A 24,826-nucleotide genomic window follows, 5' to 3' on the forward strand; every position below is an offset into this window, starting at 1 on the left:
TAGACGCCCTTCCATTTCCTGCGAAAACGTCGCTGGAGAGGCGCCCGGGACGTCTCCTGGCGTCGTTTTTTGGCCAAAATGCCTTCACACTATCCCGCCGATTGCAGGGCCGCTGGTCGATATTTCGCACTATCCCGCTAATTGCAAACGCGCGCTCCGCGCATCATAGTGGTGGGCGAGGTCGGCCTCGTCCCGTCGTACGAGAAAGGTGATGCGCCATGCCCAATGAGCGTCTGACAGAGAAGCTGCTTGAGCGCCTGCTGGCGTCCTCGACGCCGGAGGCATATCTCGACGAGGGCCTGACCATCGAACGCGAGCTTCCCGACTACCTCTTTCAGCTGCTCGGCGAGAAGGGCATGAAGCGCTCCGAGGTGGTGCGTGCCTCGGGTCTCAACAGCACGTTCGTCTACGACGTTTTCAACGGCGACAGCCGCCTTGGCCGGGACAAGGCCATCATGCTGGCGCTTGGCATGGGATGCACCCTGCGGGAGACCCAGCGGCTGCTGCGCCTTGATGGCGTCTCCGAGCTCTGGGCAAAGAACCGCCGAGATGCTGTGATCATCTGGTGCGTGGAGCACGGCTATAGCCGAACTCAGACGGATGACGAGCTGTATCGTCTGGGCGAGAAGACCCTGCTGGGCACCGGTCCGCTCCGTTAGCCGCCGGCGCATCCGGCGCATGCCGCTCATTCAGTTGCGAACTGAGGAATCAGTCCATGACTGAATATAACCTTTACTATTGTTGGCTGAGGGTGGGGACGAGCGGATGGCGCTGAGGTGAACGACGAGCAGGTCATGCATGCCATGGGCATAGACGACGCATATCACGTGGAGCGCGTGCTGGCCAGCGGAGCCGGCGGCACGACGGAGCTTGTGACCCTGGACGGCTCTGGCCCGTTCGTGCGGAAGCGGATCCCTGCCAAGCTGGCGCGCCGCGGCGTGTGGGCGACGCTCGTCGAGTGCGACTCGGCCCGCCTGCCACGGGTCGAGGCAACCTACGAGATGCCCCGCGAGTTCGTCGTGGTGTGCGACTACGTCCCGGGAGAGAATCTCGAGCAGCTGGTCGCCGCTCGCGGTCATCTTGGAGAGAAGGACGCGCTGCAGATAGTCGCCCAGCTCTGCGAGGCGGTCGGCGCCCTTCACGCTCACGGCATCATCCACCGTGATATCTCGCCTACGAACGTGATCGTCGCCGCGGACGGCGCGCACCTCATCGACCTGGGAATTGCCCGCTTTCGCGTGGAGGGTGCCACGCGCGACACCACGCAGCTCGGCACGTACGGCTTTGCGTCCCCGGAGCAGTACGGCTTTGCCCAGACCGACGCCCGTTCGGACGTCTACTCGCTCGGCCGCATGCTCGGATACCTGCTCACGGGCATCATGCCGGCGGAGGGCGAGAAGTACGAGGCGGCGCTCGAGGACGAATCGCTGGTCTCGCCGGACCTGCGGGCGGTCATCCAGCGCGCAAGCGCGATGGAGCCGAGCGCGCGCTACCAGAGCGCCGAGGCCCTTGCGGCGGCGCTGGGCGGGGAGGAGGTTGCTGGGCCAGAGCCGCCCGCTGACTCGGTGGAGCCACCGACGTTTGAGCCCGCGCCTCGGCGGCGCAACTGGGTGAAGGTCCTTCTCGCCGTGATGGCAGCCGTTGCGTTTATGGCTGCGGTGGCAATCATCTTGGCGCAGACGTTTGGGGCCGGCGAGAAGGACGTGGACGTCCCGCCGGCGGACGAGCCTGCGGCGAGCGTGACCGCGGATGACGGGCCCGCGGGGGGCGGTGAGTCCACCAGTGGTACCGCGCCTGCAGCGGAGACCGTTGACCTCGAGATCGTCGAATCCGGGTGGTCAGTGGACTCGCAGGGCTATGTGCATTATGCGGTCGGGCTTCGAAACAACGGGGACGTCACCATCGATAACCCCGGGTATACGGTAACTGGTCGCGATGAGTCTGGAAGAGTGGTCTTTTCTGACGAGCAGCGCGTTTTTGCAGTCCCGGCCGGTGAGACGGTCTTTTTTGGGTCGTTGACCGGAAACGGCACCGCGCCGACCTCCGTTGACTTTTCTCTTATGGGCGTCGATCAGGATCAGATCAAGCCCGAGATGGACGTGCCCGCCTTCTCCGTACTCGATGCCGGCGTCGTAGAAGGCACCCTCGGGGGATTTAGCGTCGTGGGGGAGATTAAGACTGAGCACGCGGGTGATGAGAGCATCGGCATGGGTGACGTTCTGATTGCCGTGGTTCTCCGCGATGCGGGCGGCAACATTGTTTATGGCGCGCTGACCTTTGCGGAACGTCCTGACGAAGGCGAGTCGACCTCGTTTGAGATTAACGTCGTCGATGACGTGGATTACGCAACATATGAGGTGTACACGCAGGCGTGGTGAGGCGCGGCCGTTCGGTGGCCTTGACCGTTCACGTAATTCAGTTGGCAACTGAGGAATTGCTTTGGCCCTCCTTTCAGAATGGGCGTCAACCTTCTGAAAGGAGTTTGGAATGGGCGAGAAGAACGTGGAAACGAAACGTGTCGCGGTCATTGCGACGATTATCGCGGCGGCCCTGCTGGTAGCGGCGTTCTTCCTGCCGTATGCGGCGGGAACGCAGGAGTTCCGCGATGGCTTGGACTCGATGTCCGCGAATCCCTACTCCGAGACTCTGGGCATGAGTAACGAGGACCTCGCCGACATTTCTCTCTTCAAGTACGCGCGAATCTACGGCTCGTCCAGTGACCTAGGTATGGGCGAGACGTTTGCGATGGTCTATGTTCCTCTGACGGTCGCTCCGGCGGTGCTCGGAGCGCTGACGCTGCTGTTCGCGCTGCTGCGCAAGCCGATTCCCGCGATTGTGTTCTCCGTGCTCACCGTGGCTATGACGTTCCTCCTGAACTGGGACTTCGAGGACCGTGGCGTGATTCCGAGCAGCAGCTACGACTGGGGCATTGCGAAGTGGGTGTATCTGCTGGCAGGCATCGTCGTGGTTTCGTGCGCGGTGTGGCAGATCGTGCTGCGCGGGCAGTCGAAGAAAGCATAGGGAGCTCGAGCAAGAGGGGTGGCAGTCATGAAACGGATAGTTCGGACGTTATGCGCGGCCGCGATGGTTGTGACGCTTGCGGCGTGCGGCGGTGGCAGTGATGGCGGAGAATCTGCTCCCCAGCAGGCGCCCTCGAGCGAGCCCGAGAGCGCGGCTCCGGCAAATAGCCTCGAGGAGATAATCCAGCGCGCTCAGGCTGACTTCACCGAGACAAGTCAGAAACTGCTTGACGAGCAGGAGAAGGTGTTCTCTGAGGTTGGAGACAGCTACGAGGACTACCTCGCCAATCTCGACATGATTCAAGCATGGTACGACCTGTCCATTAGCGAGACGGAGGCGCTTGGCGAGCGCGCTGTCGAGTATGGGCGCGAATACTACAAGGCTGTTGTCGACAACGTTGACGTGACGGACGATCGCGAGCTCGACAAGGCGACCGAGGAGTTCTACGACACGGTTTATGAGGACGCATACGACGATTATTACGACGCCATCTACGAGGATGCATACGACGAGATGTATGACACGTACTACGATGGCATTATTCGGGATGCGTATGACACGACCCCGTACGACGAGTGGTCGGATACATCGAGTGACGCGTATGAGGCGTACTCCGACGCTCGGAGTGATGTCTATGAGGCAATCTCCGATGGTCGGTCTGACGTGTATGGCGATTACTCCGATGTGCGCAGCGCGTTTTACTCAAACGACTTTGATGTGGAAGGAATCTTTGCCCCAGTACAGACGAAGGACGAAGGTCAGGAGGGCGACGCTGAGGAACCCGTAGCTGACTCCTCTGAAGACGACGCTGTGGATACCTCGGCCGTTGATCCAGCGTTCAAGGAGACAATGGACGGGTATGAGGCATTCTTCAGCGAGTACGTCGAATTCATGAAGGCATATGAGGCTGACCCCACTTCGGTTGAACTCATCGGACAGTACTCAGATCTGATGACAAGGTATACGGAGACCATAAACGCAATGGGGGAGATCGACGAAGGCTCCCTGACGCCGGCCGATGCCGCATATTATGCCGAAGTGACTGCGCGCATATATGAGATGCTGGCCGAGGTTGGACAATAGGGCTAGAAGTTGATCAGGTCTCGCGTTGGTACATCAAGGGCCTTCGCGATGCGGATAAGGACATCGATGCCAACATCAGCCGTTCCTGTCTCGATTTTCCAGAGATAGGAACGGCTTGTGCCCGTCATGAGCGCAAGCTGGCGCTGAGATATTCCGCTCCGGGTGCGCTCAGCGCGTATTCGGGCGCCGATGGCCCGTTTCTCTTCCGCGTTGTCCATGCGGGAAAGGATAGAAGCGGTACCATTGGCTCATGCTCTCTATAGAGAGCCGATTCATACGGATGAATGGAGCGTATGTTGTCTAACTTCGGGTATCGGGCCATTCGTGGCCTGTCGTGCATGCTCGTTGCGGCGGCCATGGCCCTATCTCTTATTGGCTGCTCGGAAGGTCAAGCGGAGACAGAGCCCAATCAAGATGCCGGATCAAGCGTATCCATTACCGTTGAGTGCGAGTCAAATCTCTTATTGAGTAAGTACGACATTGCTGTTTATGTCGACGCGGACTCTTTGGGGACTCTCGACCATGGGACAACCAAGACGTTTGAGGCGACCTTGGCCGACGGGGACCATGAGCTGAGATTCGCAAAAGAAGACGACGGAAACGTTGATGGGTCAGTGGGGATATCCATCAACGGTGATACGTCGCTCAAATATCGAGTTAAGTGCACCTCTTCCCAAGTCGAGATTGAGCAGATTGACTCGGTTTTCCCGCCGATTTCGTCCGACGAGGCATCGACGAAATATCACGATGAGCTCTATCGCGCATTCGAAGAAGCGGGATTCACCAACATAAGAGAAGAAGAGCTGCGCGATTTGACGCCGGACCAAAGTGACAAGAACTGGCTTGTGGGAAGCGTTTCCATTGGGGGCGCGGAGAGCTTCAGCGTGCAGGATGCGTTTGCTGCTGATGAGGAGGTCGTAATTAGCTATCACGTTCTCGCGGACCTCAACCCTCCCGCCTCTTCTGATGAGCTTGAAGGAATGGGCTACGAAAACGTTGTTGAGCTGTTTGAGGATGCCGGGTTCATCAATGTGACGACTACATCGACGAGTGCTTCTGGGGTTGGCGGAACGGTCTCCTCAGTGAAGATTGGAGGTATTTTCGGGTCATCTGACTTCACAACAAGTGATTCGTTCCCCTTTGACGCCGGAGTTGAGATTACGTATTACGAGGGCGCTTCAACATCGGACGAGTCGATGCAGCCCCCTGCTGAGGAGGTGCCCGAAGAGGACCTCAGCTCGCTGCTCGCCTCAAGCGATACTGATGCGAGTTGGTTTAGCTCTGCGTATCGGGGCAGGACCATCACCTTTGATGGCTGGGTTGCCGACATGATGAACCACGAAAACTATGACACCCGTTACGACGTACTTATCCTCGCGGGAGATAACGGCGTAAGTCCAATGACAGGGCCAAACTTCAGACTTACAGACGTGAACTTCTATGACATGAACGTGACAAATGCAGACTCGCTCCGCGGGGGTGACAATATCACCATTACCGCAATTGTCGGCGACTACAACTCAACAGCAGATTGGCTTGAGCTTGACCTGGTGTCTATTTCGGTTCGTTAAGGAGCCCATGATGTATTGCCCAAGCGTTGAGGGCTTGAGGAGTCGATTGCGCAGAACTCGATTCTGCTTTTGAGGTTGCTGCGCCGGCAGTGCCAATGCGGCCTGAGTCGCCCACGGAGCGACTCAGGCCGCATTTGGATAGAAGGTGATATTTGCCCGCCCGGCCAATTCGAGCCCAACAAGCTTAGTGGCTATAGCGTGCGACCCCCTAATCTCTCGGACTGCCACACGGAGGGCGACCATTTTGTCGGCGCGGCGAATATGGCTGCCGAGGGGATCGAGCTCGTAATTGAGCCCCATATCGGGAACGGCTTCGCGCTTCGGGACCGCGCTCGGTGCATCGGATTCGGAGAGAGTTCGAAAGTCTCTCCCCTCAGCGGACGCTGATTCCCGGTGCTTCACCGAGACAAGCGGCCGGGCCCGGACACCCACGTCCGGGCCCGGCCGATGTGCAAAAGTGACTGTCCCTTTTGCACGTTTTGCACGCTAGCAGGTGGCGCCGCCGATGACGGTCTTGTTGAGGATGGCGTCCTTGTCGATGGGCGCGGTCAGCAGCTTCTCCTGCACGTAGTCAAAGCCGAGGCGCGCCACGGTGTCGGCAAAGCGCTCGCCGCTCTCGCCCTCGTCGCGGAAGAAGAGGATCGCGCGCTCCACGAGGTCCATGACCTCGTCCTCGCTGGTGAAGATCTTGTCCAGCGCCTGGCCATGCGCGACCTTCTTGCCCCAGCGCCCGCCGATGTAGACCTTGTAGCCCGCAAGCCCCTCGGTCACGGCGCCAAACGGGCACGCGCCCACGCAACGGCCGCAGTGGTTGCACGCGGAGCCATCGATCGTGATCTTACCGTCCGGCCCGATCTGCGCGTCGCCCATCGGGCACGCCTTCACGACCTGGCAGACCTTGCACGCGCGACACTTCTCGAGGTCGATCTGCGGCACGCGCTGGCCAACGATGCCCAGGTCGTTGAGGTCGGGCTTGACGCACATGTTGGGGCAGCCGCCCACGGCGATCTTGAACTTGTGCGGCAGGTCCACGCCGTGATAGCCCACGTAGAAGCGCTCGTGCAGCTTCTCGGAGAGGTCGAAGGTGTCGATGAGGCCGTACTGGCAGGTGGTGCCCTTGCAGCTCACGACCGGGCGCACCTTGGAGCCGGTGCCGCCGGCGTCCAGGCCGTGGTCCTGGAGAAACGCGATGCACTCGTCGATCTTCTCGTACCTCACGCCCTGGATCTCCAGCGTGAGGCGCGTGGTCATCGTGACCTCGCCGGAGCCAAAGCGCTCGGCGGCCTCGGCCACGGCGCGCTGCTCGTCCACCGTGATCTTGCCGTTGCGCGTGATCACGCGGATGTTGAAGACGTCGTCGTAGCGCTTGTCCTGCAGGCAGCCCAGGCCCTTGAGTCGCTTGACCTCGGCGGCGGGCAGCTGGGTGCCCGCCGGGCGCGGCACGCGGACCTCGTTGAACGTCACGCCGCCCTCGAGGACGCGCGTCTGCGTGTAGCCAGCGGCCTTGAGACGGTTCTGCGCGAAGTACCCGCGCTTGCCCTTGGCGCACACCAGCAGGAGCCTCTCGTCCTTCTCGTGACCGGGCAGCCCGTCCGGACCGATCTTGGTGAGGTCAACCCACTCCGCGCCGGGGATCGTGGGGGCGGGCAGCACGTCGATCACGTGGTAGTCCGTGGCGGCACCGGCGGCGTACTCGGCCGGCGTGAAGCTCTCGAGCTCGCCCGCGAGCTTGTTCTCCAGAATGTAGGCCGTCGTGACCAGCGGGTGAATGGCGGTCGAGAAGGGCGGTGCGTAGGAGAGGTCCATCAGGTCAAGGTCCTCCACGCGCGCCTTCTGGTAGAGCGCGGTCACCACCACGTCCGTGACCTTGTCCACGGCGCTGGCGCCGAGCACCTGCATGCCGAGCAGGCGGTGCGACGCGCGGTCCGCGACGAGCTTCACCATGAAGCTCGAGGAGCCGGGGTAGTAGTGGGCCTTGTCGTCCACCACGGAGACCACGCTCACCGGGTCAAAGCCCGCCTCGCGCGCGGCCGCCTCGGTGAGGCCGGTGCGGCCGCCGTTCAGCGTGGGCAGCAGGCGCACCGCGCCGGTCCCGAGCGCACCGGGGTAGGGCGTCGGCGTGCCCGTGAGCGTGCGGGCGATCGCGCGGCCAGCGATGTTGGCCGTCGAGCCCATGGCGCTCCAGAACGGGCGGCCGGTGATGGCGTTCGTGACCTCGGCACAGTCGCCGGCGGCGTAGACGTCCGCCAGGTTGGTGGCGCCGAACTCGTCCACGACCACGCAGCCGCGGTCGAGCTCCGCGCCGGAGCCCTCGAGCCACGCGGTGTTGGGCCTGATGCCAATGGAGAGGATCACGAGGTCCGCCGGCAGCGTGCCCGCGCCGGTCTCCACGCCCTCGACCTTGTCGCCGCCCTTGATGGCCGCCAGCGGGCACGACGTCATGACGCGCATGCCGGCCGCCTTGAGCTGGCGCTGCGCGAAGCCGGCCATCTCGGGGTCAAAGACGTTGGGCAGGATCTGCGGCAGCGCGTCGATCACCGTGACGGAGAGACCGCGCGAGAGCAGGTTCTCGGCCACCTCCAGGCCGATGAAGCCGGCGCCCACAATCACCGCACGGCGCGCCCCGGCGTCGGCGTAGTCGCGGATGGCCTCGGCGTCGTCGGGCGTGCGCACGGTGAAGACGCCCGGCAGGTCGGTGCCGGGGATGCTCGCGGGCACGATCGGCGAGGCACCGGTGGCGATGACCAGCTTATCGTACTTCTCGCCGTGCTCGGAGCCGTCCTTCTCGCGCACCGTGACCTCGTGCGCTGCGGCGTCAAGCGCCACGGCCTCCACGCCCGTGCGCACCTCAACGCCGGTGAGCCCCTCGTAGGCGGCCGGCGTGTTGACGATGAGCTCGCCGCGCGTCTGGATGTCCCCGCCGATGTAGTACGGCAGGCCGCACCCGGCGTAGCTGATGTCCTCGCTCTTGGTCACGACCACGACCTCGGCCGAGCGGTCGCACCGCTTGAGCTTGGCCGCGACCTTGGTTCCGGCGGCCACGCCGCCCACGATCAGGTACCTCATGGCGTTCCTCTCCGTTGGCGCCACCCCTCGCGGCGCACATTCCCATGGTAGGTCCGCGCATCGAGGTTTTTATCGGCAATCGGCGAGAAGCGCGCCCGACTCGGCCTATCATGCTGCTCAGGCGAGAAGAACGGGAGGCCTCATGCCCCGCACGGCAGTTTTCAGTGACATCGACGGAACGTTGCTCAACTCCACCCATCAGGTGACGTCCCGCACGCGCGCCGCGATCCGCGCGGTGCAGGCGGCGGGCGTGCCGTTTGTGATCGTGACGGCGCGCGGCGTCTCGGGGACCTACCCGCTCCTCGATCAGCAGGACATCTCCTGCACCGTGGTCACCTACAGCGGCGGCGTCATCCTGGACGAGGCGCGCAACGTCATCCACCACCACGGCCTCACGCGCGCGCAGGCCCAGGAGGTCGTCTCCTTTGCCGAGGCCGAGGGCCTGGACATGACCTGGAGCGCCTACTCCTTCGAGGACTGGGTGGCGCCCGACCGCACCGACCCGCGCCTGCTCCAGGAGGAGCGCATCGTGATGGCCGAGGCGCGCGAGGGCACCATCGACTCCATCGAGCGTGACGAGGTGCAGAAGATCCTCTGCCTCTGCACGGCGGGCAGCACCAAGGAGGTCGAGCGCCGTCTCAAGGAGCGCTTTCCCGAGTTTGCCATCGCCATCTCCTCGGAGACGCTCATCGAGGTCATGCCCGCCGGATCGAGCAAGGCGGGCGCGGTTCGCATCCTCTGCGACCTCTGGGGGCTTGACCCGGCCGACGCCCTGGCGTTCGGCGACAACTACAATGACCTTCCCATGCTCGAGGCCGTGGGCCATGGCTACCTCATGGGCAACGCGCCGTCGGAGCTCCTGGAGCGCGCGTCGCTCGTCGCACCCACGAACGACGAGGACGGCGTGGCGCGCGTGCTCGAGCATCTTGGCCTCATATGACAAAGGTGACAGGGTCAACTGTCATAAACGAAAGGAGAACCCCATGAAGGTCGCCATTCCCACCCTCGGCAAGGGCGGTCTTGACTGCGAGCGCTCCGGCCACTTTGGCCACTGCGACTGCTTCACCGTGGTCGACGTCGAGGACGGCAAGGTCGGCGCCGTGAGCGTCATCGACAACCCGCCCCACGAGGAGGGCGGCTGCATGCGCCCCGTGGCGCTGCTCGCTCAGAACGGCATCGACGCCATCGTCGCCGCCGGCATGGGCATGCGCCCGATGATGGGCTTCGCGCAGGCGGGCATCACCGTCTACTTTGAGAACCAGACCCCGGGCGTGGGAGACGTCGCGCAGATGGCCGCCGCCGGAACGCTCCCCGTCATGGGCGAGGAGCACGCCTGCCATCACTAGCGTGCCCGATGCCCTGGTCATAGCCGGCTGCCTGTCCGGCGAGAAGAACGACGCGGGCGTGGCCGCGCTTGTGGACGAGCTTGCGGCGGCGGTCGGTGCCGGCGCGGTGCTGCGGGCTCGAACGGGCGGACGTCCCGTGGGGCCCGCGGTCCCCGAGGCCCTGGCGGAGCTGCGGGCGCGCGGCGTCCGCCGGGCCCTCGTGGTGACGACGCACGTGACGAACGGCCGGCTCCAGCGTGAGGCCCGATTTGCCGTGCGCGCCGCGTTCTGGGGCTTTGACGGGCTGAACCTCGCCCCGCCCCTGCTCTCCGAAGAGGAGGACTTCGCCGCCGTGGCCGCCGCCCTCGACGAGGCGCTGCCCGCCCGCCCGGGGCTCGTGGTCGCGCTTGCCGGCCACCGTGGCGCCGCGTGCGAGGAGGCGTTCGCCCGGCTTGAGGAAGCCCTTTCGGAGCGCGGTCGTGCCGACGTGCTCGTGGACGCGCCGGGCCACCTGTCCGGCCGCCTCGCGCGCCGGCCCGAGCGCAAGGTTCTGCTTGGCCCCCTTCTGATGGCCCTGGGCCACCATGCGCGCCACGACGTGCTCGTTGATCTGCGGGAACAGCTTGCCGCGCAGGGCCTTACCGTGTCGACCTGGCCGCATGCCCTGGCCGAGCTGCCTGCCGTTCGCGCGCTCGTAGTGGCCCACGCGCTTTCCTTCTGCCCGTCCGGGGTGGTCTAGAATGGTCTGCGAGCCCGCGTCTCCCGTCGCGTCCGGAAATTAACGCACATCCAATGTGCCCGCCGCGAATGCCAACTGGGAAAACGCGCGCTCCACAAAACCAAATGTGCGTTAATTTTCCGACCCTCCCGGCACGCGCAGAAAGGACCTCCCATGAAGCTCGTCATCGCCTCCGACATCCACGGCGCGGCCGACGCCTGCGCCCGCCTCATGGCCGCGATTGAGGAGGAGTCTCCCGACCGCGTGGTGCTTCTCGGCGACCTGCTCTACCACGGTCCGCGCAACGACCTCCCGGCCGACTACGCCCCCAAGCGCGTGATTGAGATGCTTAACGCCGTCGCCGACCGCGTGATCGCCGTGCGCGGCAACTGCGAGGCCGAGGTCGACCAGATGGTCCTCAAGTTCCCCTGCATGGCGGACCACAACATCCTGCTGGACCCGGCGGCCGGGATGACGCTTTTCCTCACGCACGGACACGTCTATGGGCCCGGCTACCACAACAGCGTGGATGCATGGCCAAAGCTGCCGGAGCGCTCCGCGCTCGTGTACGGTCACACTCACGTCAAAGTGAGCGAGAAGGACGAGGCGCACGGGGCCTGGGTCTTCAACCCCGGCTCCGTGGGCATTCCCAAGGATGGCTCGGCCAGCTACGGCGTCTACGAGGACGGCAGCTTCGAGCATCGGCTGCTGTAGCCCCTCATCGGCGTCGTGCCGCAGGCGTGCAAAGGGGACAGTCACTTTCGCACGGTTTGCCCGTGCGAAAGTGACTGTCCCCTTTGCACGCCCTAAAATCCTCGCTTCAAAAAATCTCATGTGTAGAGACTTAGATTATGTATAGAATCGAGGCGCAGAGGGGATAAACTCAACCGTACAGACAGGAAACAGGCGAGCGGGCCCGCGCAGGCGCGGGCTCCACGCAGGAAAAGGAGAGCATCATGGGCAAGATTCTCGGTATCGACCTTGGTACCACCAACTCCGCGATGGCGGTCCTCGAGGGCGGCGAGCCCACGATCATCGTCAACGCCGAGGGCGACCGCACCACCCCGTCCGTCGTGGGCTTCCGCTCCGACGGCGACCGCATCGTCGGCAAGGCGGCCAAGAACCAGGCCGTCACCAACCCCACCAACACGGTCTTCTCGATCAAGCGCTTCATGGGCCGTCGCTACGACGAGGTCGGCTCCGAGCTCAAGACCGTCCCGTACAAGGTCAAGCCCGGCGTGGGCGGCCGTGCGGTCGTTGAGATCGACGGCGAGGACTTCACCCCCGAGCAGATCAGCGCCATGATCCTCTCCAAGATGAAGGCCGACGCCGAGAAGTACCTCGGCGAGCCCGTCACCGACGCCGTCATCACCGTCCCGGCCTACTTCAACGACGCCCAGCGCCAGGCCACCAAGGACGCCGGCAAGATCGCCGGCCTCAACGTCCAGCGCATCGTCAACGAGCCCACCGCCGCGGCCCTGGCCTACGGCCTCGACAAGAAGGGCATCGACCAGAAGGTCCTGGTCTTCGACCTCGGCGGCGGCACCTTCGACGTGTCGCTTCTCGACCTCGCCGACGGCGTCGTGGAGGTCCTTGCCACCAACGGCGACAACCACCTCGGCGGCGACGACTGGGACCAGCGCGTCATCGACTGGCTGGCCGACAAGTTCCAGTCCGACAACGGCATCGACCTGCGCAAGGACCCCATGGCCCTGCAGCGCCTGAAGGAGGCCGCGGAGAACGCCAAGAAGGAGCTCTCCTCCGCCCAGCAGGCCCAGATCAACCTGCCCTTCATCACTGCCGACGCCACCGGCCCCAAGCACCTCGACTACACGCTGACCCGCGCCGAGTTCGAGCGCATCACGCGCGACCTGCTCGACCGCTGCAAGGGCCCCGTCACCAAGGCCCTGCACGACGCCAACCTGCAGCTCTCCGAGGTCAACGAGGTCATCCTCGTGGGCGGCTCCAGCCGTATGCCCGCCGTCCAGGAGCTCGTCAAGCAGATGACCGGCAAGCAGCCCAACATGTCCGTGAACCCGGACGAGGTCGTGGCCGACGGCGCGGCCGTCCAGGGCGGCGTCCTCACCGGCGACGTCTCGGGCATCCTGCTTCTGGACGTCACGCCGCTGTCCCTCGGCGTGGAGACCATGGGCGGCGTCATGACCAAGATGATCGACCGCAACACCACGATCCCCACCTCCAAGACCGAGATCTACTCCACGGCGGCCGACAACCAGACCTCCGTCGAGATCAACGTCCTGCAGGGCGAGCGCGAGATGGCCGCGGACAACAAGTCCCTCGGCAAGTTCAACCTCACCGGCATCCCGGCGGCCCGCCGTGGCATCCCGCAGATCGAGGTCACCTTCGACATCGACGCCAACGGCATCGTGAAGGTCACCGCTAAGGACAAGGCCACCGGCAAGAGCCAGCAGATCACCATCTCCGGCTCCACCGCCCTCTCCGACGACGAGGTCGACCGCATGGTCAAGGACGCCGAGGCCCACGCAGAGGAGGACAAGAAGCACAAGGACGAGATCGAGGTCCGCAACCAGGTCGACTCCCTCGCGTACTCCACCGAGCAGACCCTCAAGGACCTGGGCGACAAGGTTCCGGCCGACCAGAAGAAGGCCGCCGAGGACGCCGTGGCCGAGGCCAAGAAGGCGCTTGACGGCACCGACGTGGAGGCCATCCGCGCCGCGGGCGACAAGCTCCAGGAGGTCGGCCACAAGCTCGCCGAGGTCGTCTACTCCGCCACGCAGGAGGACGCTGCGGCCGGCGCCGGCGCGGGCGCGCAGGGCGGCTCCGCCAACGACGTCGTGGACGCCGACTACGAGGTCGTGGACGACGACAAGAACAACTAGTCCACAGCGGCCGTACGTAACGGATTAGAACAGGGGCGGCCACGGCTACGCGGCCGCCCCTCGTGCAAAGGGGACCGTGCAAAGGGGACAGTCACTTTTGCACACCCGAGAGTTTGAGGAGGGTGACGTGAAGGTGCCCATCGAGGTAGAGGACGAGAAGAACGAGGCCATGGAGCCCGAGCCCGTCGAGCCGGAGGACGTGGACCCGGAATCCGAGGAGGCCGAGGCCGAGGACGTCGTCGAGGACGTGGACCCGGACGAGGAGCGCGCCCGCGTAGAGGCCGCCATCCGCGCCGGCGAGGAGGCGGCGGAGCGCGAGCTTGCCGCCGACGCGAGCAAGATTCGCGAGGAGCGCGACGAGCTGCAGAAGAAGCTCGCCGACGTCGAGGACCAGATCGAGGCCGCCAAGAAGGAGGCCTCCGAGGCCACGGAGCGCATGCTGCGCCTCCAGGCGGACTGGGACAACTACCGTCGCCGCACCGCCGCCGAGCGTCTTGCCGAGAAGGAGCGTGCGGCAGAGAAGCTGGTCACCAACCTGCTGCCGGTAATCGACGACATCGAGCGCGCCATCGAGCACGCCGGCGTCACCGAGGGCGACACGCAGTTCCAGCAGTTCGTCGACGGCGTCTCCGCGGTGCACGCCAAGATGCTCGGCGTGCTCGAGAAGGAGGGCGTCGAGCCCATCGACCCGGTGGGGGAGCCCTTTGAGCCGCTGGCCCACCAGGCCGTCGGCCGCGTGGAGGACAAGGACGCCTTCGACGAGACCGTGGCCCAGGTGTATCAGAAGGGCTACAAGATGGGCGACAAGGTCATTCGCACCGCCATGGTGACGGTGACCTACGGCGGGCCCAAGCGCCCCGCCGAGGAAGAGTAGCGCCACGGGCGTGCAAAGGGGACAGTCACTTTTGCACGCGCGCAGGTTAGTTGGACGGCGTGCAAAAGTGACTGCCCCCTTTGCACGCCCTATCAGAAGGGAGGCTCGTGCGAGATGGCAACTAAGCGAAGCTACTATGATGTGCTGGGCGTGAAGCGCGACGCCTCTGACGACGAGATCAAGAAGGCGTTCCGCAAGCTGGCGGCCAAGTACCACCCGGACGCCGGCGGCGACGAGCAGAAGTTCAAGGAGGTCAGCGAGGCGTACACCACGCTCTCGGACCCCAAGAAGCGCCGTGAGTACGACCAGATGCTCATGTTCGGCGGCATCCCCGGCGCCGACTTCGGCGGCTCGGGCGGCCGCGGCCGCTACACGTACACCACCAACGTGGGCGGGGACTGGTCCGACATCTTCGACAGCATGCGCGGCGGCGGTGACGGCGGCTTCGGCGGGTTCGACTTCTCGTCGATCTTCGGCGGGGCTGCGGGGCGTGCGGCCAATCGGCCCACCAAGGGCAGCGACCTCACCATGTCGGTGGACGTCTCCGCCGAGGAGGCGTTCCGCGGCGCCACGCGCAAGGCGACGTATCGCGTGCCATCCACGGGCGAGGAGCAGACGCTCACCATCAAGATTCCCGCCGGCGCCGTGGACGGCGGCAAGCTCCGCTACCGGGGCCGCGGCGAGTATGGCACCAACGGCGGCGACCGTGGCGACCTCGTGATCACCACGCACGTGGCGGAGCACCCGCTGTTCAAGCGCGATGGCGCGGACGTGCGGATGGACCTTCCCATCAGCATGTACGAGGCAACGCTCGGCGCGACCGTCGAGGTCCCGACGCCCGACGGGACCGAGGTGCGCCTCAAGGTCCCGGCTGGCACGCAGGACGGCAAGACCTTCCGCTTCCGCGACCTGGGCGCCCCCAACGTCAAGCGCAAGGGCACGCGCGGCGCGCTCTACGTGACGGTGCGCGTGAAGGTCCCGACGCTCATCACCAAGAAGGAGCGCGACGCGCTCGAGGCGCTGCGCGACGCCGACACGCGCGACTACCGCGAGGAGGTCAACCGTTATGGTACGCAGCGCTAGCGAGGAGCGCGGCAGGGACCGCGGGCGCGAGGGCCGCGACCGCGACAAGCCCCTCTACATGATCAGCGTGGCCGCCGAGCTCACGGGCATGCACCCGCAGACCCTGCGCGTCTACGAGCAGAAGGGGCTCGTCACGCCCGGACGCTCGCGCGGCAACACGCGCCTCTACTCGCAGTCAGACATCGACCGGCTGAACCTCATCTCCAAGCTCACCGACGAGGGCATCAACCTCGCCGGCGTCGTGCGCATCCTCGACATGCGCGAGCGCATGCTGGCGCGCGAGGACGAGCTCGAGGAGCTGCGTCGCCGCGTGCGCGAGCTCGAGGACGAGGTCCACGAGTTCCGCATGCAGGAGAAGATCACGGCGCTCGCCCGCTATGACAGCGCGAGCAGTCCCGAGCAGGTCATGCGCCGCCTCCTGCTCAACGGCGCCCCCGATTCTGGCGAGAAGGACGGGCATGCCTAAAAGGGGCCATGCCTAAAAGGGGCCAGGCCCCTTTTAGGCATGTTTTTACGCGACCTCGGCTGCCAGCGCTTCGTCCGGCAGCGAGTCGACGGCCGCCTCGGTGTAGGCGGAGAGTATGTACGTCGTGTAGCCGAAGTCCTCGTCGATGCCTATGAGAAGCATCCAGTACGCCGCCGGCCCCTCCCCCTCGATGCGCCCCACGCGATAGAGTCGCACGCGGCCGAACTCCTCGTCCTCGACGCGGTCCGTGTAGAACGGGTCGCGAAGCCCGGCACGGTCGAGCATGTCGTCGCCAATCGCGTTCGACTCCTCCTCGCTCACGACGGGCGCGCACTGAAAGCTGAACGATGCCTCCGACGGCGCGTTGCCGGCACTCAGAAGGTCTGGCGACGTGCCGCCGAGCATCAGGCTGTTGGAGCGGCACTCGGGCTGCCCCTCCACGGGCTCGCTCGTCTGCCACGAGCCATACGGCACGCCGACCGAATACGTGAACCCCAGCTTGCTGAGGGCGCCGGGCAGGTCCTTGGGATCGCATGCCAGCATGCCCGCCACATCATATGCGGAGGAGACGGTGCCGCTCGTCACCGTCTGACATGCCCCCAGCGTCATCACGATGGCGACGACTGTGGCGAGAAGAACGACAAGCCGATGCGTGGCCCGTCCCATTGCGGCCTCCCAGATACGGTTTCGTAAAGTATAGAGAAAGCCGGCACGTCTCGCCGTGCGCTGCCATGCGAGGCGGCGGGCGGCATGCTGGCACTCAAATCCCCAACCGAGCGCGCGGCCTTGCTCAAATCCCCAACTGAGTACAGGGGCGCGCTCAAATCCGGATTTGAGCGCGCGGGCAGGGGCTTGCATGTTGCGCTGGGCGACAAAAGCCCAGTTCGCGTGCTGTCGAACCTTCCTAGGGCGTGGTCTTACGCTTCTGAGGGGCAGGACCTGGCACTCAAATTCCCAACTGAGTGCGTAGCCGTGCTCAAATCCGGATTTGAGCACGGCAGCACGGCGCCGCGGCAGCACGGCGGCATACGGCGCACGGTAGGAGGCCCCGCGACATCCCCGCGGCACCCCGTGCGGCCCCCACGGCACAAGGACCCGGAGAGGTCCCCGCGCCACCCACGTTCTTCTCGCCAGCACGCAGAAAATCTACTATGTAGACGCTTAGATTTGCGTATACGCCCCAGCTTGGGAGGGAACAATATCCCTTGATAAACAACGACCCAAGAAGGGGGCAATCATGAGACTCGACAAGTGGGCCGTGACGGCCCAGGAGGCGCTGCAGGCGTCCATCGGCATCGCGACGGATGCCAGCGCCGGGCAGCTCATGCCCATTCACCTGCTCAAGGCCCTGCTCAGCTCGGGAGAGCACAACCTGCGCGCGATCATCGAGCGCGTCGGTGCGGACCCGGCCGGCATCGAGGCCCAGGTGGACCAGGCCATCGCGCGCCAGCCGCGCGTCACCGGAGACGCCAGCCAGATGGGGATGGGCGACGCCCTCGTTCGCGTGACCAACGCGGCGGAGAAGCTCGCGTCCAAGATGGGGGACTCCTACGTCACCACCGAGCACCTGCTCTGCGCGCTCGCCGACGCCAAGGACGAGGCCGGCTCAATCCTCAAGGCCGCCGGCGTCACGGCCAAGCGCGTCGAGGAGGCCTATGACGACCTGCGCGGGGACGAGCGCGTGACCAGCCAGGACTCCAAGCCGGAGTTCGAGGCGCTCGAGAAGTACGGCCGCAACGTCACGGACCTCGCGCGCCAGGGCAAGCTCGACCCGATCATCGGCCGCGTCGAGGAGATCCGCCGCACCATCCAGGTGCTCTCCCGCCGCACCAAGAACAACCCCGTGCTCATCGGTGAGCCCGGCGTGGGCAAGACCGCCATCGTCGAGGGCCTCGCCCAGCGCATCGTCAACGGCGATGTCCCGTCCACCCTGCGTGACAAGGAGCTCATCGAGCTCGACATGTCCGCGCTCGTGGCTGGCGCCAAGTACCGCGGCGAGTTCGAGGACCGCCTGAAGTCCGTGCTCAAGGAGGTCGAGAAGTCCGACGGGCGAATCATCCTCTTCATCGACGAGCTCCACACCATCGTGGGCGCGGGCGCCACGGAGGGCTCCATGGACGCCGGCAACATCCTGAAGCCCGCCCTCGCGCGCGGCACGCTGCATGCCATCGGCGCCACCACGCTGGACGAGTACCGCAAGTACATCGAGAAGGACGCGGCCCTCGCGCGGCGCTTCCAGACCGTCATGGTCTCGGAGCCCACCGTCGAGGACACGATCTCCATCCTGCGCGGCATCAAGGACCGCTACGAGCAGCACCACCGCGTGCGCATCACGGACTCCGCGCTGGTCAGCGCTGCCGACCTCTCCAACCGCTACATCTCCGACCGGTTCCTCCCGGACAAGGCCATCGACCTCGTCGACGAGGCGGCGAGCCGCCTGCGCATGGAGCTCGACAGCATGCCGGCAGACATCGACGCCGTGGACCGCCAGCTCACGCAGATGCAGATCGAGGAGCAGGCCCTCATGAAGGAGGAGGACGCCGCCAGCAAGGAGCGTCTCGAGACCCTGCGCGGCGAGATCGCCACCACGCGCGAGAAGCTCGACGGCATGAAGGCCAGCTGGGAAAACGAGAAGGGCGCGATCGACCGCGTGCAGGACCTCAAGTCCAAGATCGAGGGCGCGCGGGTGGAGATGGAGCGCGTGACCCGCGAGGGCAACCTCGCCCGCGCGTCCGAGCTGCGCTACTCCACGATCCCGAGCCTCCAGCGCGAGTACGACGAGGCGGAGGCCGCGCTCACCGCCCGGCAGGAGGAGGGCGGCCTGCTCAAGGAGGAGGTCACGTCCGAGGAAATCGCCGAGGTCGTGAGCTCGTGGACCGGCGTGCCCGTGTCCAAGATGATGCAGGGCGAGATGGACAAGCTCAAGAACCTGGAGGGCGAGCTGCACAAGCGCGTCGTGGGGCAGGACGAGGCCGTCTCCGCCGTGGCCGCCGCCGTGCGCCGCAGCCGCGCGGGACTCTCCGACCCCAACCGACCCATCGGCAGCTTCTTCTTCCTCGGCCCCACCGGCGTGGGCAAGACGGAGCTCGCCAAGGCGCTCGCGGAGAACCTCTTTGACGACGAGCGCGCGCTCGTGCGCATCGACATGTCCGAGTACATGGAGAAGTTCAGCGTGCAGCGCCTCATCGGCGCGCCTCCCGGATACGTGGGCTACGACGAGGGCGGCCAGCTCACCGAGGCCGTGCGGCGCCGTCCGTACTCCGTGATCCTGCTCGACGAGATGGAGAAGGCGCATCCCGACGTCTTCAACATCCTGCTACAGGTGCTCGACGACGGGCGCCTCACGGACGGCCAGGGCCGCGTGGTGAGCTTCAAGAACACGATCATCATCATGACGTCCAACGTCGGCAGTCAGTTCATCGCCGGGGCCAACGCGGCGAGCGACCCGGACGAGGTCCAGCGCGAGGTCAACAACGCTCTGCGCCAGACCTTCAAGCCGGAGTTCCTCAACCGCATCGACGACGTGGTGGTCTTCCACGCCCTCGGCCTCGAGGACATCGAGAAGATCGTGGACATCCAGCTCCGCGACGTACGCGACCGCCTCAGCCGCGACCGTATCCAGCTCGTGCTGACGCCTGCGGCCAAGCAGTCGCTCGCCCTTGACGGCCTCGACCCCGTCTACGGCGCGCGCCCGCTCAAGCGTCTCATCCAGCGCCAGGTGGTGGACTCGGTGGCCAACCTCATCATCGACGGTCAGCTCGCCGAGGGGGACACGGTCCGCGTGGACGTGGGCCCCGACGACCGCCTCTTCGCGGCGCGCGACGATGCGGCGAGCCACGACGGCGAGCCCCTCGAGCCCGACTCCGTGGAGTAGCGCCAGGGGGGCGGTGAGACAGGGGGGACTGAGACAAAGGGGACGGGTTCATTTGTCTCATTGGGGTGCATGAGACAAATGAACCCGTCCCCTTTGTCTCACCGTCCCCTTTGTCTCCCGTTGGGCTGTTGCTTTACGATAGAGGCATCATTCAACGATAGGTTGGGGACGACATGGCACAGGACGAGAAGAACCCTCTGGGCGAGACCGTGGCGATGCCGCCCGACTCAGACCCGGATGCCACGCAGCTTGCGGACGAAGCCCCGACGCGCCGCGTCGCTCCGGAGGCCCTTCCCACGATCGTGCTGCCCGCCGAGAAGGACGCGCCCGAGACGGCGGTCGATGGCATCGACGCCCTCGGCGACCCGTACTTCTCGCCCGTCGTCCCCAACGACCTCACCGAGGCGCGCGTCCCCGTCTCAATCCCGTCGCCGGTCCAGAGCCTGCCCGAGCGCAAGCGCCGCCTTCCGCGCTGGGCGGTGGCCCTCATCGTCGTGGTCCTTCTCGCCTGCGCGGGCGGGGTGGCGTACTACACCTACGGCCAGGAGATGTGGGGCGGCAAGACCATCCCCCGCGTCGTCGGCCTCACGCAGGAGGAGGCCACGCGCGCCCTTGAGAACCTCGGCTTTGCCGTGAGCGTGCAGCCCGTCGCGGCCGATGACGGGTTTGGCATCGTGCTGGCGTGCAGCCCGTCGGAGGGCCAGCGCGTCGACCCCGCGAACGGCGCCACCATCTCCGTGGCGAGTCAGCGCACCATACCCCAGATCGTGGGGATGGACGTCGAGTCCGCCCATCAGGCGCTTCTGGACGCGGGCGCGGAGAACGTCACGCTCTCCTACCAGAACTCCGACCAGCCCGCCGGGACGGTCCTGGCCGTGAGCCCCGAGGAGGGGAGCGCGTTCGTCTCGTCCGACCCCATCACCGTGACCGTGGCGCGGGCGTTCACCGTCCCCGCGCTCGAGGGGATGCCCCTCTCGGACGCTCAGGCCCAGCTCGAGGCAGGGGGCCTGACCTCAACGGTCATCTACGTCGAGTCCGACGCGGAGAAGAGCACCGTGGTGAGCCTCGACCCGCCTGCGGGGACCGAGGTCGCCGCGGGCGCGAGCATCACCCTGGCGGTGGCGACGCCCATGCCCCACGAGCCCTATGACCTGATGGGATACCTCGACGCGGCGCCCCAGGCGCTCTCCGTGTATCTCGCGGACGCGGGATACACGCTAGACTACGGGGAGATCTACGCCTCGGGCGGCAACGCACACGTTGCCTATACGGGTGCCTCCGGCGACCTCCTCCAGATAACCAACGAGCCCGAGACCGCCCACTACGCGGGCGGATCTCAGGCCGACGTGCTCGCGCGTGGCGCGGGGGTGGGCGGCGTGCGCTACGCGTTCTCCGCGGAGACCCTGCCTGAGGGCGGCGCCACCGAGAACGAGTCGGGCATCCGCGCCGTCATGGAGGCGTGCGGACTCGAGGGGCTGCTCGACACCTGCACCGAGAGCGACATCGTCGCGCCCATACCGGATCCGGAGCCGCAGGAGCCCGCGGAGCCCGAGGATCCCGCGGACAAGGAGAGCACCGACGGGGAGGGCGACGCGGAGGAGCCCGCAGAGCCCGCGCACCACTTCATCTGCGGCTATGGCCGCCAGGGTGACTACACGTGGGCGGTCATCATCGGCGGCTACGAGGGGTCCACGCGCGTGGTGGCGCTCGTCGCGCCGACGGCGCACTTTTCCTCCGTCAACCTCTCGAGCTTTGGCGGGAGCGTCTGCGACTACATTGCCTACATCGACCAGTACACGGGGTGATGCTGCATGGGTGACAAGAAGAAGGGCGAGAAGGACGTGGAGCGTGACGAGTTCGTGCGCGCCGAGAACGAGGACGACGACGGATACGACCCCTATTCCGACCGGCGACCCGACCCCGAGCCGCTCTTCGAGCGCGACCCCTGGTCGTAAGGCGCGCCGCTTGCCGGCTTGTGCCACTGGCGTCAGGTTTATTTGGCGTGCCATGGGCGTCAGGTTTATTTGGCACACGGGCAACGTGTGCCAAATAAACCTGACGCCCATGGCACGCCAAATAAACCTGACGCCAGTGGCACAAGCCTTGGCTGGGTTAGCTCGTGGCGCCCCAGTTGGTCTGCATGTAGCCCCAGAGGAAGTAGACGACCACTGCGAGGACGGCGAGGACGGCGATGAGCGCGAGGGCGGTCTTGATGCGGGTCTTGCGCTCCCGAGAGACGAAGATGTCGCGACGTCCCTTCGGAATCTCGAGGTACTGGCCGTAGTGAAGGTCGCGGCGAAGCTGCTGCCCGTCGGCGCGGGAGCGGCGATACCCCCGTCCCGAGAACGCTCCGCCGCCGACCGTGTACCCGGAGTCGTGGGCTATCTGGGCGGGCTCATCCTCCTCGTTGGCAAAGTCGTCGATGGGCTCGACGCTGCGGTGGGCTGGCCTCTGGCGGACGTAGGGCGTACGCGCCGCCTGCTCGGGCGCCCTCTGCGTGGTTCCGGAAGGCTCGCTGGCGCCATCGGCGAGGTCGTCACGCTCGTTATCGTTGGTCATGTGTGCTCCCGTTAGCAGTCATGAACAGCAATGCACACATCATACGGCAGCGCGACCGCGCGCCGCCCGCGGGCGAAAAGACTTCTAAAACTGTAAGAATTCCCAGTTCGAATCAGTGATATATCTAAGCCCATTACGCTTAGATATGGTGAGTATATGACGCTAAGAAAAGTTCCTGCCAAGCGTATAGAAATCGAGGCGAGGGGAACAAATAGCTATGTACAGCAAGGGCGCCGGGGCGGCGCCCACATCACAAGGGAGTGATCATCATGGCACTGGTTCCTTACGATCGTTATTCTCGCGCTCTTCGCAACTGGCCGTTTGACGCGCTGGACAACTTCTTCGACGCGCCCTTCGCGCCGCTCTCCTCGACCGCCGCGAGCTTCAAGATGAACGTCGAGGACGCGGGCGACAGGTACGTCGTCTCCGCGGAGCTTCCGGGCGTCAAGCGTGAGGAGATCGACGTCGAGCTCAACGAGGGCCGCCTCTCCATCTCCGTCGAGCGCAAGGAGTCCGATGAGGAGAAGGGCAAGAACTACCTCTACAAGGAGACCGGCGAGTGGAGCGCCACGCGCGGCGTTTACCTCAAGGATGCGGCCGTTGCCGGCCTGACCGCCAAGCTCGAGGGCGGCGTCCTCACCGTGAACGTCCCCAAGCAGCAGGAGAAGGCCAACGTCACCAAGGTCTCCATCGACTAGTAGCGCCTCTCGACGCGGCAACGTCTCGGGCCGGAACCCACGGGTTCCGGCCCGTTTTTCATGTCGAGTCGCCCCGCCGCCTTCGTGCAGCTACAGAATCGTAATCCCCTTGGGGTAGCTGTTGAGGACCTCGCAGCCGTCCTCGGTCACGATGACGAGGTCCTCGATCCTGACGCCCATGTCGCCGGGAAGGTAGATGCCCGGCTCGATGGAGAAGCACTGGCCGGGGCGCACCGGCTCGTCGTGCGTGGAGCTGACGTCTCCCGGCTCGTGGTCGACGAGCCCAATCTGGTGCCCGAGACGGTGCGTGAACGCCGGGCCCCATCCCGCGTCCTCAATGACGCGGCGCGCCGTGAGGTCGATCTCGGCAAAGGTGACCCCGGGCCGCACGATCTTCTCGGCCTCCTCGTTCGCGCGTCGCACCGCGTCGTAGACCGCGCGCTGATGCTCGGTTGGCTCGGCGGAGAAGAACGTGCGCGTCATGTCGGAGCAGTACCAGTCGCGCTTGCACCCCACGTCAAAGAGGACCATGTCGCCCGGCACGAACGGCGTGTCGTCGGGCTCGTGGTGCGGGTCGGCGGCGTGGTCGCCAAAGCTCACGATGGGGGAGAAGGAGTGCCCCTGCGCCCCGAGGCGGCGATACTCGCCGAGCAGCCCGTCGGCGATCTGGCGCTCGGTCACGCCGGGGCGCACCTGGTCGACGAGCCACGCCATGGCCTCGTCGTTCGTGCGCGACGCGGCGCGCATGAGCTCACGCTCGCGGGCGTCCTTGACCGAGCGCGCGTCGTCCACGGCATCGGACGCGAGAACAAAGCGCGAGGCGGCCCCGGCCTCCATGAGGGGCACGAGCCAGCGGGCGGCGAGCTCCTTGTCCACGCCGAGCGGGCGGTCGTGCATGGTGACCTGCGCCACCAGGGGGACGGGGTCGTCTGTGTCGGAGAACTCGACCACGCGCGCCCCGCATCCGGACGCGTCCGGGAAGAGGCGGTTCGCAAAGAGGGTCGGCGTTCCCTCGACAGGGACGAAGAGTGCGAGGAAGCGCTCGTAGGGCTCGGTGTAGTAGCCGCAGAGCCACCAGATGGAAAGCGGGTCCACCACGAGCATCTGATCGATGGTTCTTCTCGCGAGGTTTTCCCTCACGCGTGCGAGGCGACTCTCGTCCATTGCGTCTCCTTCTGCCGTGGGTGCAGTCCTCCTGCCATGGTACGCCGTCGTCATGTGGCGGCATCGTGGCGGCCGCCGGGCAGTTTGTTGCTTGCGTGAAGTCAGAGTAAGATAGAACTTCGCTCATTCTGGGCATTTTGCCCATGAGACGAATGGAGGCATCCATGGAGAACGACATTCCTCCCGTGAACCGGGTTGACGAGATTCGTGAGGAGCTCGGCAGGCTCGAGGGCAAGCGCCTCAAGGTGAAGGCGAACATGGGCCGCTCCCGCATCGTGGAGCGTGCCGGCACGCTCGTGCACGCGCACCCCTCGCTCTTCGTCGTCGAGGTGGAGGAGCGCCGCGGCCGCACCTCTCGCCAGTCCTATCAGTATGTCGACGTGCTTACCGGTACCGTGGAGCTCTACGACACGGAGACCGGCGAGCGTCTCTTCGACTTCGTCGAGTCCTTCTCGGAGTAGGC

23 protein-coding genes are annotated in these 24,826 nt (G+C 65.5%); 18 read left to right on the forward strand and 5 right to left on the reverse strand.

Annotated elements, in window-relative coordinates; all coding sequences use genetic code 11:
• The first annotated feature begins 218 nt into the window (after positions 1-218).
• The 4 genes from E0L17_RS08460 to E0L17_RS08475 all read left to right on the forward strand — a co-directional run bounded on the left by E0L17_RS08460 (position 219) and on the right by E0L17_RS08475 (position 4,104).
• Positions 219-659 (forward strand): XRE family transcriptional regulator, encoded by a 441-nt coding sequence (locus E0L17_RS08460; protein ID WP_167930814.1) that lies wholly within the window; start codon positions 219-221, stop codon positions 657-659.
• A 117-nt stretch (positions 660-776) separates the two neighbouring features.
• Positions 777-2,378, forward strand: coding sequence for a serine/threonine protein kinase (locus tag E0L17_RS08465; RefSeq protein ID WP_167930815.1), 1,602 nt, complete (start codon positions 777-779; stop codon positions 2,376-2,378).
• A gap of 109 nt (positions 2,379-2,487) precedes the next feature.
• Positions 2,488-3,021: a hypothetical protein gene (locus E0L17_RS08470; RefSeq protein ID WP_167930816.1), complete on the forward strand. Its 534-nt coding sequence runs from the start codon at positions 2,488-2,490 to the stop codon at positions 3,019-3,021.
• A 27-nt stretch (positions 3,022-3,048) separates the two neighbouring features.
• Entirely contained in the window at positions 3,049-4,104 is a 1,056-nt protein-coding gene (locus E0L17_RS08475; protein WP_167930817.1) for a DUF6591 domain-containing protein, read from the forward strand.
• Positions 4,105-4,106: 2 nt separating this feature from the next.
• Here E0L17_RS08475 and E0L17_RS08480 read toward each other — a convergent pair whose 3' ends face one another.
• Positions 4,107-4,322: a helix-turn-helix domain-containing protein gene (locus E0L17_RS08480; protein ID WP_167930818.1), complete on the reverse strand. Its 216-nt coding sequence runs from the start codon at positions 4,320-4,322 to the stop codon at positions 4,107-4,109.
• Positions 4,323-4,568: 246 nt separating this feature from the next.
• Between E0L17_RS08480 and E0L17_RS08485 the strand changes: the two genes are divergently transcribed.
• Positions 4,569-5,675 (forward strand): DUF4839 domain-containing protein, encoded by a 1,107-nt coding sequence (locus tag E0L17_RS08485; protein WP_167930819.1) that lies wholly within the window; start codon positions 4,569-4,571, stop codon positions 5,673-5,675.
• 486 nt (positions 5,676-6,161) lie between these two features.
• On the opposite strand, the gene E0L17_RS08490 is transcribed toward E0L17_RS08485, so the two are convergent.
• Entirely contained in the window at positions 6,162-8,741 is a 2,580-nt protein-coding gene (locus E0L17_RS08490) for an FAD-dependent oxidoreductase (RefSeq protein WP_167930820.1), read from the reverse strand.
• Between the two features lie 142 nt (positions 8,742-8,883).
• Between E0L17_RS08490 and E0L17_RS08495 the strand changes: the two genes are divergently transcribed.
• The 8 genes from E0L17_RS08495 (at position 8,884) to E0L17_RS08530 (ending at position 16,068) form a co-directional block, all read left to right on the forward strand.
• The gene (locus tag E0L17_RS08495; protein ID WP_167930821.1) at positions 8,884-9,681 is read left to right on the forward strand and encodes a Cof-type HAD-IIB family hydrolase; all 798 of its coding nucleotides are present in this window, start codon (positions 8,884-8,886) and stop codon (positions 9,679-9,681) included.
• Positions 9,682-9,724: 43 nt separating this feature from the next.
• Positions 9,725-10,087: a NifB/NifX family molybdenum-iron cluster-binding protein gene (locus E0L17_RS08500; protein ID WP_167930822.1), complete on the forward strand. Its 363-nt coding sequence runs from the start codon at positions 9,725-9,727 to the stop codon at positions 10,085-10,087.
• 1 nt (position 10,088) lies between these two features.
• Complete coding sequence (locus E0L17_RS08505) at positions 10,089-10,805, forward strand: sirohydrochlorin cobaltochelatase (RefSeq protein WP_167930823.1); 717 nt, start codon at positions 10,089-10,091, stop codon at positions 10,803-10,805.
• A 153-nt stretch (positions 10,806-10,958) separates the two neighbouring features.
• Entirely contained in the window at positions 10,959-11,498 is a 540-nt protein-coding gene (gene yfcE, locus E0L17_RS08510; protein ID WP_167930824.1) for a phosphodiesterase, read from the forward strand.
• 242 nt (positions 11,499-11,740) lie between these two features.
• A complete protein-coding gene (gene dnaK, locus E0L17_RS08515; RefSeq protein WP_167930825.1) occupies positions 11,741-13,645 on the forward strand; it encodes a molecular chaperone DnaK in 1,905 nt (634 codons plus the stop codon).
• 127 nt (positions 13,646-13,772) lie between these two features.
• Positions 13,773-14,519 (forward strand): nucleotide exchange factor GrpE, encoded by a 747-nt coding sequence (gene grpE, locus E0L17_RS08520; RefSeq protein ID WP_353652971.1) that lies wholly within the window; start codon positions 13,773-13,775, stop codon positions 14,517-14,519.
• A gap of 114 nt (positions 14,520-14,633) precedes the next feature.
• On the forward strand, positions 14,634-15,602 hold the full coding sequence (locus E0L17_RS08525) for a DnaJ C-terminal domain-containing protein (RefSeq protein ID WP_167930826.1): 969 nt from the start codon (positions 14,634-14,636) through the stop codon (positions 15,600-15,602).
• The gene (locus E0L17_RS08530) at positions 15,586-16,068 is read left to right on the forward strand and encodes a heat shock protein transcriptional repressor HspR (protein WP_167930827.1); all 483 of its coding nucleotides are present in this window, start codon (positions 15,586-15,588) and stop codon (positions 16,066-16,068) included. Before E0L17_RS08525 ends, E0L17_RS08530 begins: the two co-directional genes overlap by 17 nt.
• 45 nt (positions 16,069-16,113) lie before the next feature.
• On the opposite strand, the gene E0L17_RS08535 is transcribed toward E0L17_RS08530, so the two are convergent.
• Complete coding sequence (locus E0L17_RS08535) at positions 16,114-16,734, reverse strand: hypothetical protein (protein WP_167930828.1); 621 nt, start codon at positions 16,732-16,734, stop codon at positions 16,114-16,116.
• A 571-nt stretch (positions 16,735-17,305) separates the two neighbouring features.
• Between E0L17_RS08535 and clpB the strand changes: the two genes are divergently transcribed.
• From clpB to E0L17_RS08550, 3 genes are all read left to right on the forward strand, one after another.
• Positions 17,306-19,942, forward strand: a complete 2,637-nt coding sequence (gene clpB / locus E0L17_RS08540) for an ATP-dependent chaperone ClpB (protein WP_167930829.1) — start codon at positions 17,306-17,308, stop codon at positions 19,940-19,942.
• Between the two features lie 173 nt (positions 19,943-20,115).
• The gene (locus E0L17_RS08545) at positions 20,116-21,747 is read left to right on the forward strand and encodes a PASTA domain-containing protein (RefSeq protein WP_167930830.1); all 1,632 of its coding nucleotides are present in this window, start codon (positions 20,116-20,118) and stop codon (positions 21,745-21,747) included.
• Positions 21,748-21,753: 6 nt separating this feature from the next.
• Positions 21,754-21,897: a hypothetical protein gene (locus tag E0L17_RS08550; RefSeq protein ID WP_167930813.1), complete on the forward strand. Its 144-nt coding sequence runs from the start codon at positions 21,754-21,756 to the stop codon at positions 21,895-21,897.
• 157 nt (positions 21,898-22,054) lie between these two features.
• Here the strand turns inward: E0L17_RS08550 and E0L17_RS08555 are convergent, their stop codons facing one another.
• Positions 22,055-22,501: a hypothetical protein gene (locus E0L17_RS08555; RefSeq protein WP_167930831.1), complete on the reverse strand. Its 447-nt coding sequence runs from the start codon at positions 22,499-22,501 to the stop codon at positions 22,055-22,057.
• A gap of 269 nt (positions 22,502-22,770) precedes the next feature.
• Here E0L17_RS08555 and E0L17_RS08560 point away from each other — a divergent pair, with 269 nt between their 5' ends.
• Positions 22,771-23,199, forward strand: a complete 429-nt coding sequence (locus E0L17_RS08560; protein WP_167930832.1) for an Hsp20/alpha crystallin family protein — start codon at positions 22,771-22,773, stop codon at positions 23,197-23,199.
• Between the two features lie 90 nt (positions 23,200-23,289).
• Here E0L17_RS08560 and E0L17_RS08565 read toward each other — a convergent pair whose 3' ends face one another.
• Positions 23,290-24,363 carry a M24 family metallopeptidase gene (locus E0L17_RS08565; RefSeq protein WP_167930833.1) on the reverse strand — a complete coding sequence of 358 codons (1,074 nt, stop codon included), beginning with the start codon at positions 24,361-24,363 and terminating at the stop codon, positions 23,290-23,292.
• Positions 24,364-24,527: 164 nt separating this feature from the next.
• Between E0L17_RS08565 and E0L17_RS08570 the strand changes: the two genes are divergently transcribed.
• Positions 24,528-24,824, forward strand: a complete 297-nt coding sequence (locus tag E0L17_RS08570) for a Veg family protein (protein WP_075279197.1) — start codon at positions 24,528-24,530, stop codon at positions 24,822-24,824.
• Positions 24,825-24,826: the final 2 nt, after the last annotated feature.

Source organism: Olsenella sp. SW781 (assembly GCF_012027725.1).
In the GTDB taxonomy this organism is placed as follows: domain Bacteria; phylum Actinomycetota; class Coriobacteriia; order Coriobacteriales; family Atopobiaceae; genus Thermophilibacter.

Excerpts from the sequence above, each read along its gene's own strand:
- E0L17_RS08460 (WP_167930814.1), top strand. The coding sequence starts at position 219 with ATGCCCAATGAGCGTCTGACAGAGAAGCTGCTTGAGCGCCTGCTGGCG.
- E0L17_RS08470 (WP_167930816.1), top strand. The coding sequence starts at position 2,488 with ATGGGCGAGAAGAACGTGGAAACGAAACGTGTCGCGGTCATTGCGACG.
- E0L17_RS08475 (WP_167930817.1), top strand. The coding sequence starts at position 3,049 with ATGAAACGGATAGTTCGGACGTTATGCGCGGCCGCGATGGTTGTGACG.
- E0L17_RS08480 (WP_167930818.1), bottom strand. The coding sequence starts at position 4,322 with ATGGACAACGCGGAAGAGAAACGGGCCATCGGCGCCCGAATACGCGCT.
- E0L17_RS08490 (WP_167930820.1), bottom strand. The coding sequence starts at position 8,741 with ATGAGGTACCTGATCGTGGGCGGCGTGGCCGCCGGAACCAAGGTCGCG.
- E0L17_RS08495 (WP_167930821.1), top strand. The coding sequence starts at position 8,884 with ATGCCCCGCACGGCAGTTTTCAGTGACATCGACGGAACGTTGCTCAAC.
- E0L17_RS08500 (WP_167930822.1), top strand. The coding sequence starts at position 9,725 with ATGAAGGTCGCCATTCCCACCCTCGGCAAGGGCGGTCTTGACTGCGAG.
- yfcE (WP_167930824.1), top strand. The coding sequence starts at position 10,959 with ATGAAGCTCGTCATCGCCTCCGACATCCACGGCGCGGCCGACGCCTGC.
- dnaK (WP_167930825.1), top strand. The coding sequence starts at position 11,741 with ATGGGCAAGATTCTCGGTATCGACCTTGGTACCACCAACTCCGCGATG.
- E0L17_RS08525 (WP_167930826.1), top strand. The coding sequence starts at position 14,634 with ATGGCAACTAAGCGAAGCTACTATGATGTGCTGGGCGTGAAGCGCGAC.
- E0L17_RS08530 (WP_167930827.1), top strand. The coding sequence starts at position 15,586 with ATGGTACGCAGCGCTAGCGAGGAGCGCGGCAGGGACCGCGGGCGCGAG.
- E0L17_RS08535 (WP_167930828.1), bottom strand. The coding sequence starts at position 16,734 with ATGGGACGGGCCACGCATCGGCTTGTCGTTCTTCTCGCCACAGTCGTC.
- clpB (WP_167930829.1), top strand. The coding sequence starts at position 17,306 with ATGAGACTCGACAAGTGGGCCGTGACGGCCCAGGAGGCGCTGCAGGCG.
- E0L17_RS08545 (WP_167930830.1), top strand. The coding sequence starts at position 20,116 with ATGGCACAGGACGAGAAGAACCCTCTGGGCGAGACCGTGGCGATGCCG.
- E0L17_RS08550 (WP_167930813.1), top strand. The coding sequence starts at position 21,754 with ATGGGTGACAAGAAGAAGGGCGAGAAGGACGTGGAGCGTGACGAGTTC.
- E0L17_RS08555 (WP_167930831.1), bottom strand. The coding sequence starts at position 22,501 with ATGACCAACGATAACGAGCGTGACGACCTCGCCGATGGCGCCAGCGAG.
- E0L17_RS08560 (WP_167930832.1), top strand. The coding sequence starts at position 22,771 with ATGGCACTGGTTCCTTACGATCGTTATTCTCGCGCTCTTCGCAACTGG.
- E0L17_RS08565 (WP_167930833.1), bottom strand. The coding sequence starts at position 24,363 with ATGGACGAGAGTCGCCTCGCACGCGTGAGGGAAAACCTCGCGAGAAGA.
- E0L17_RS08570 (WP_075279197.1), top strand. The coding sequence starts at position 24,528 with ATGGAGAACGACATTCCTCCCGTGAACCGGGTTGACGAGATTCGTGAG.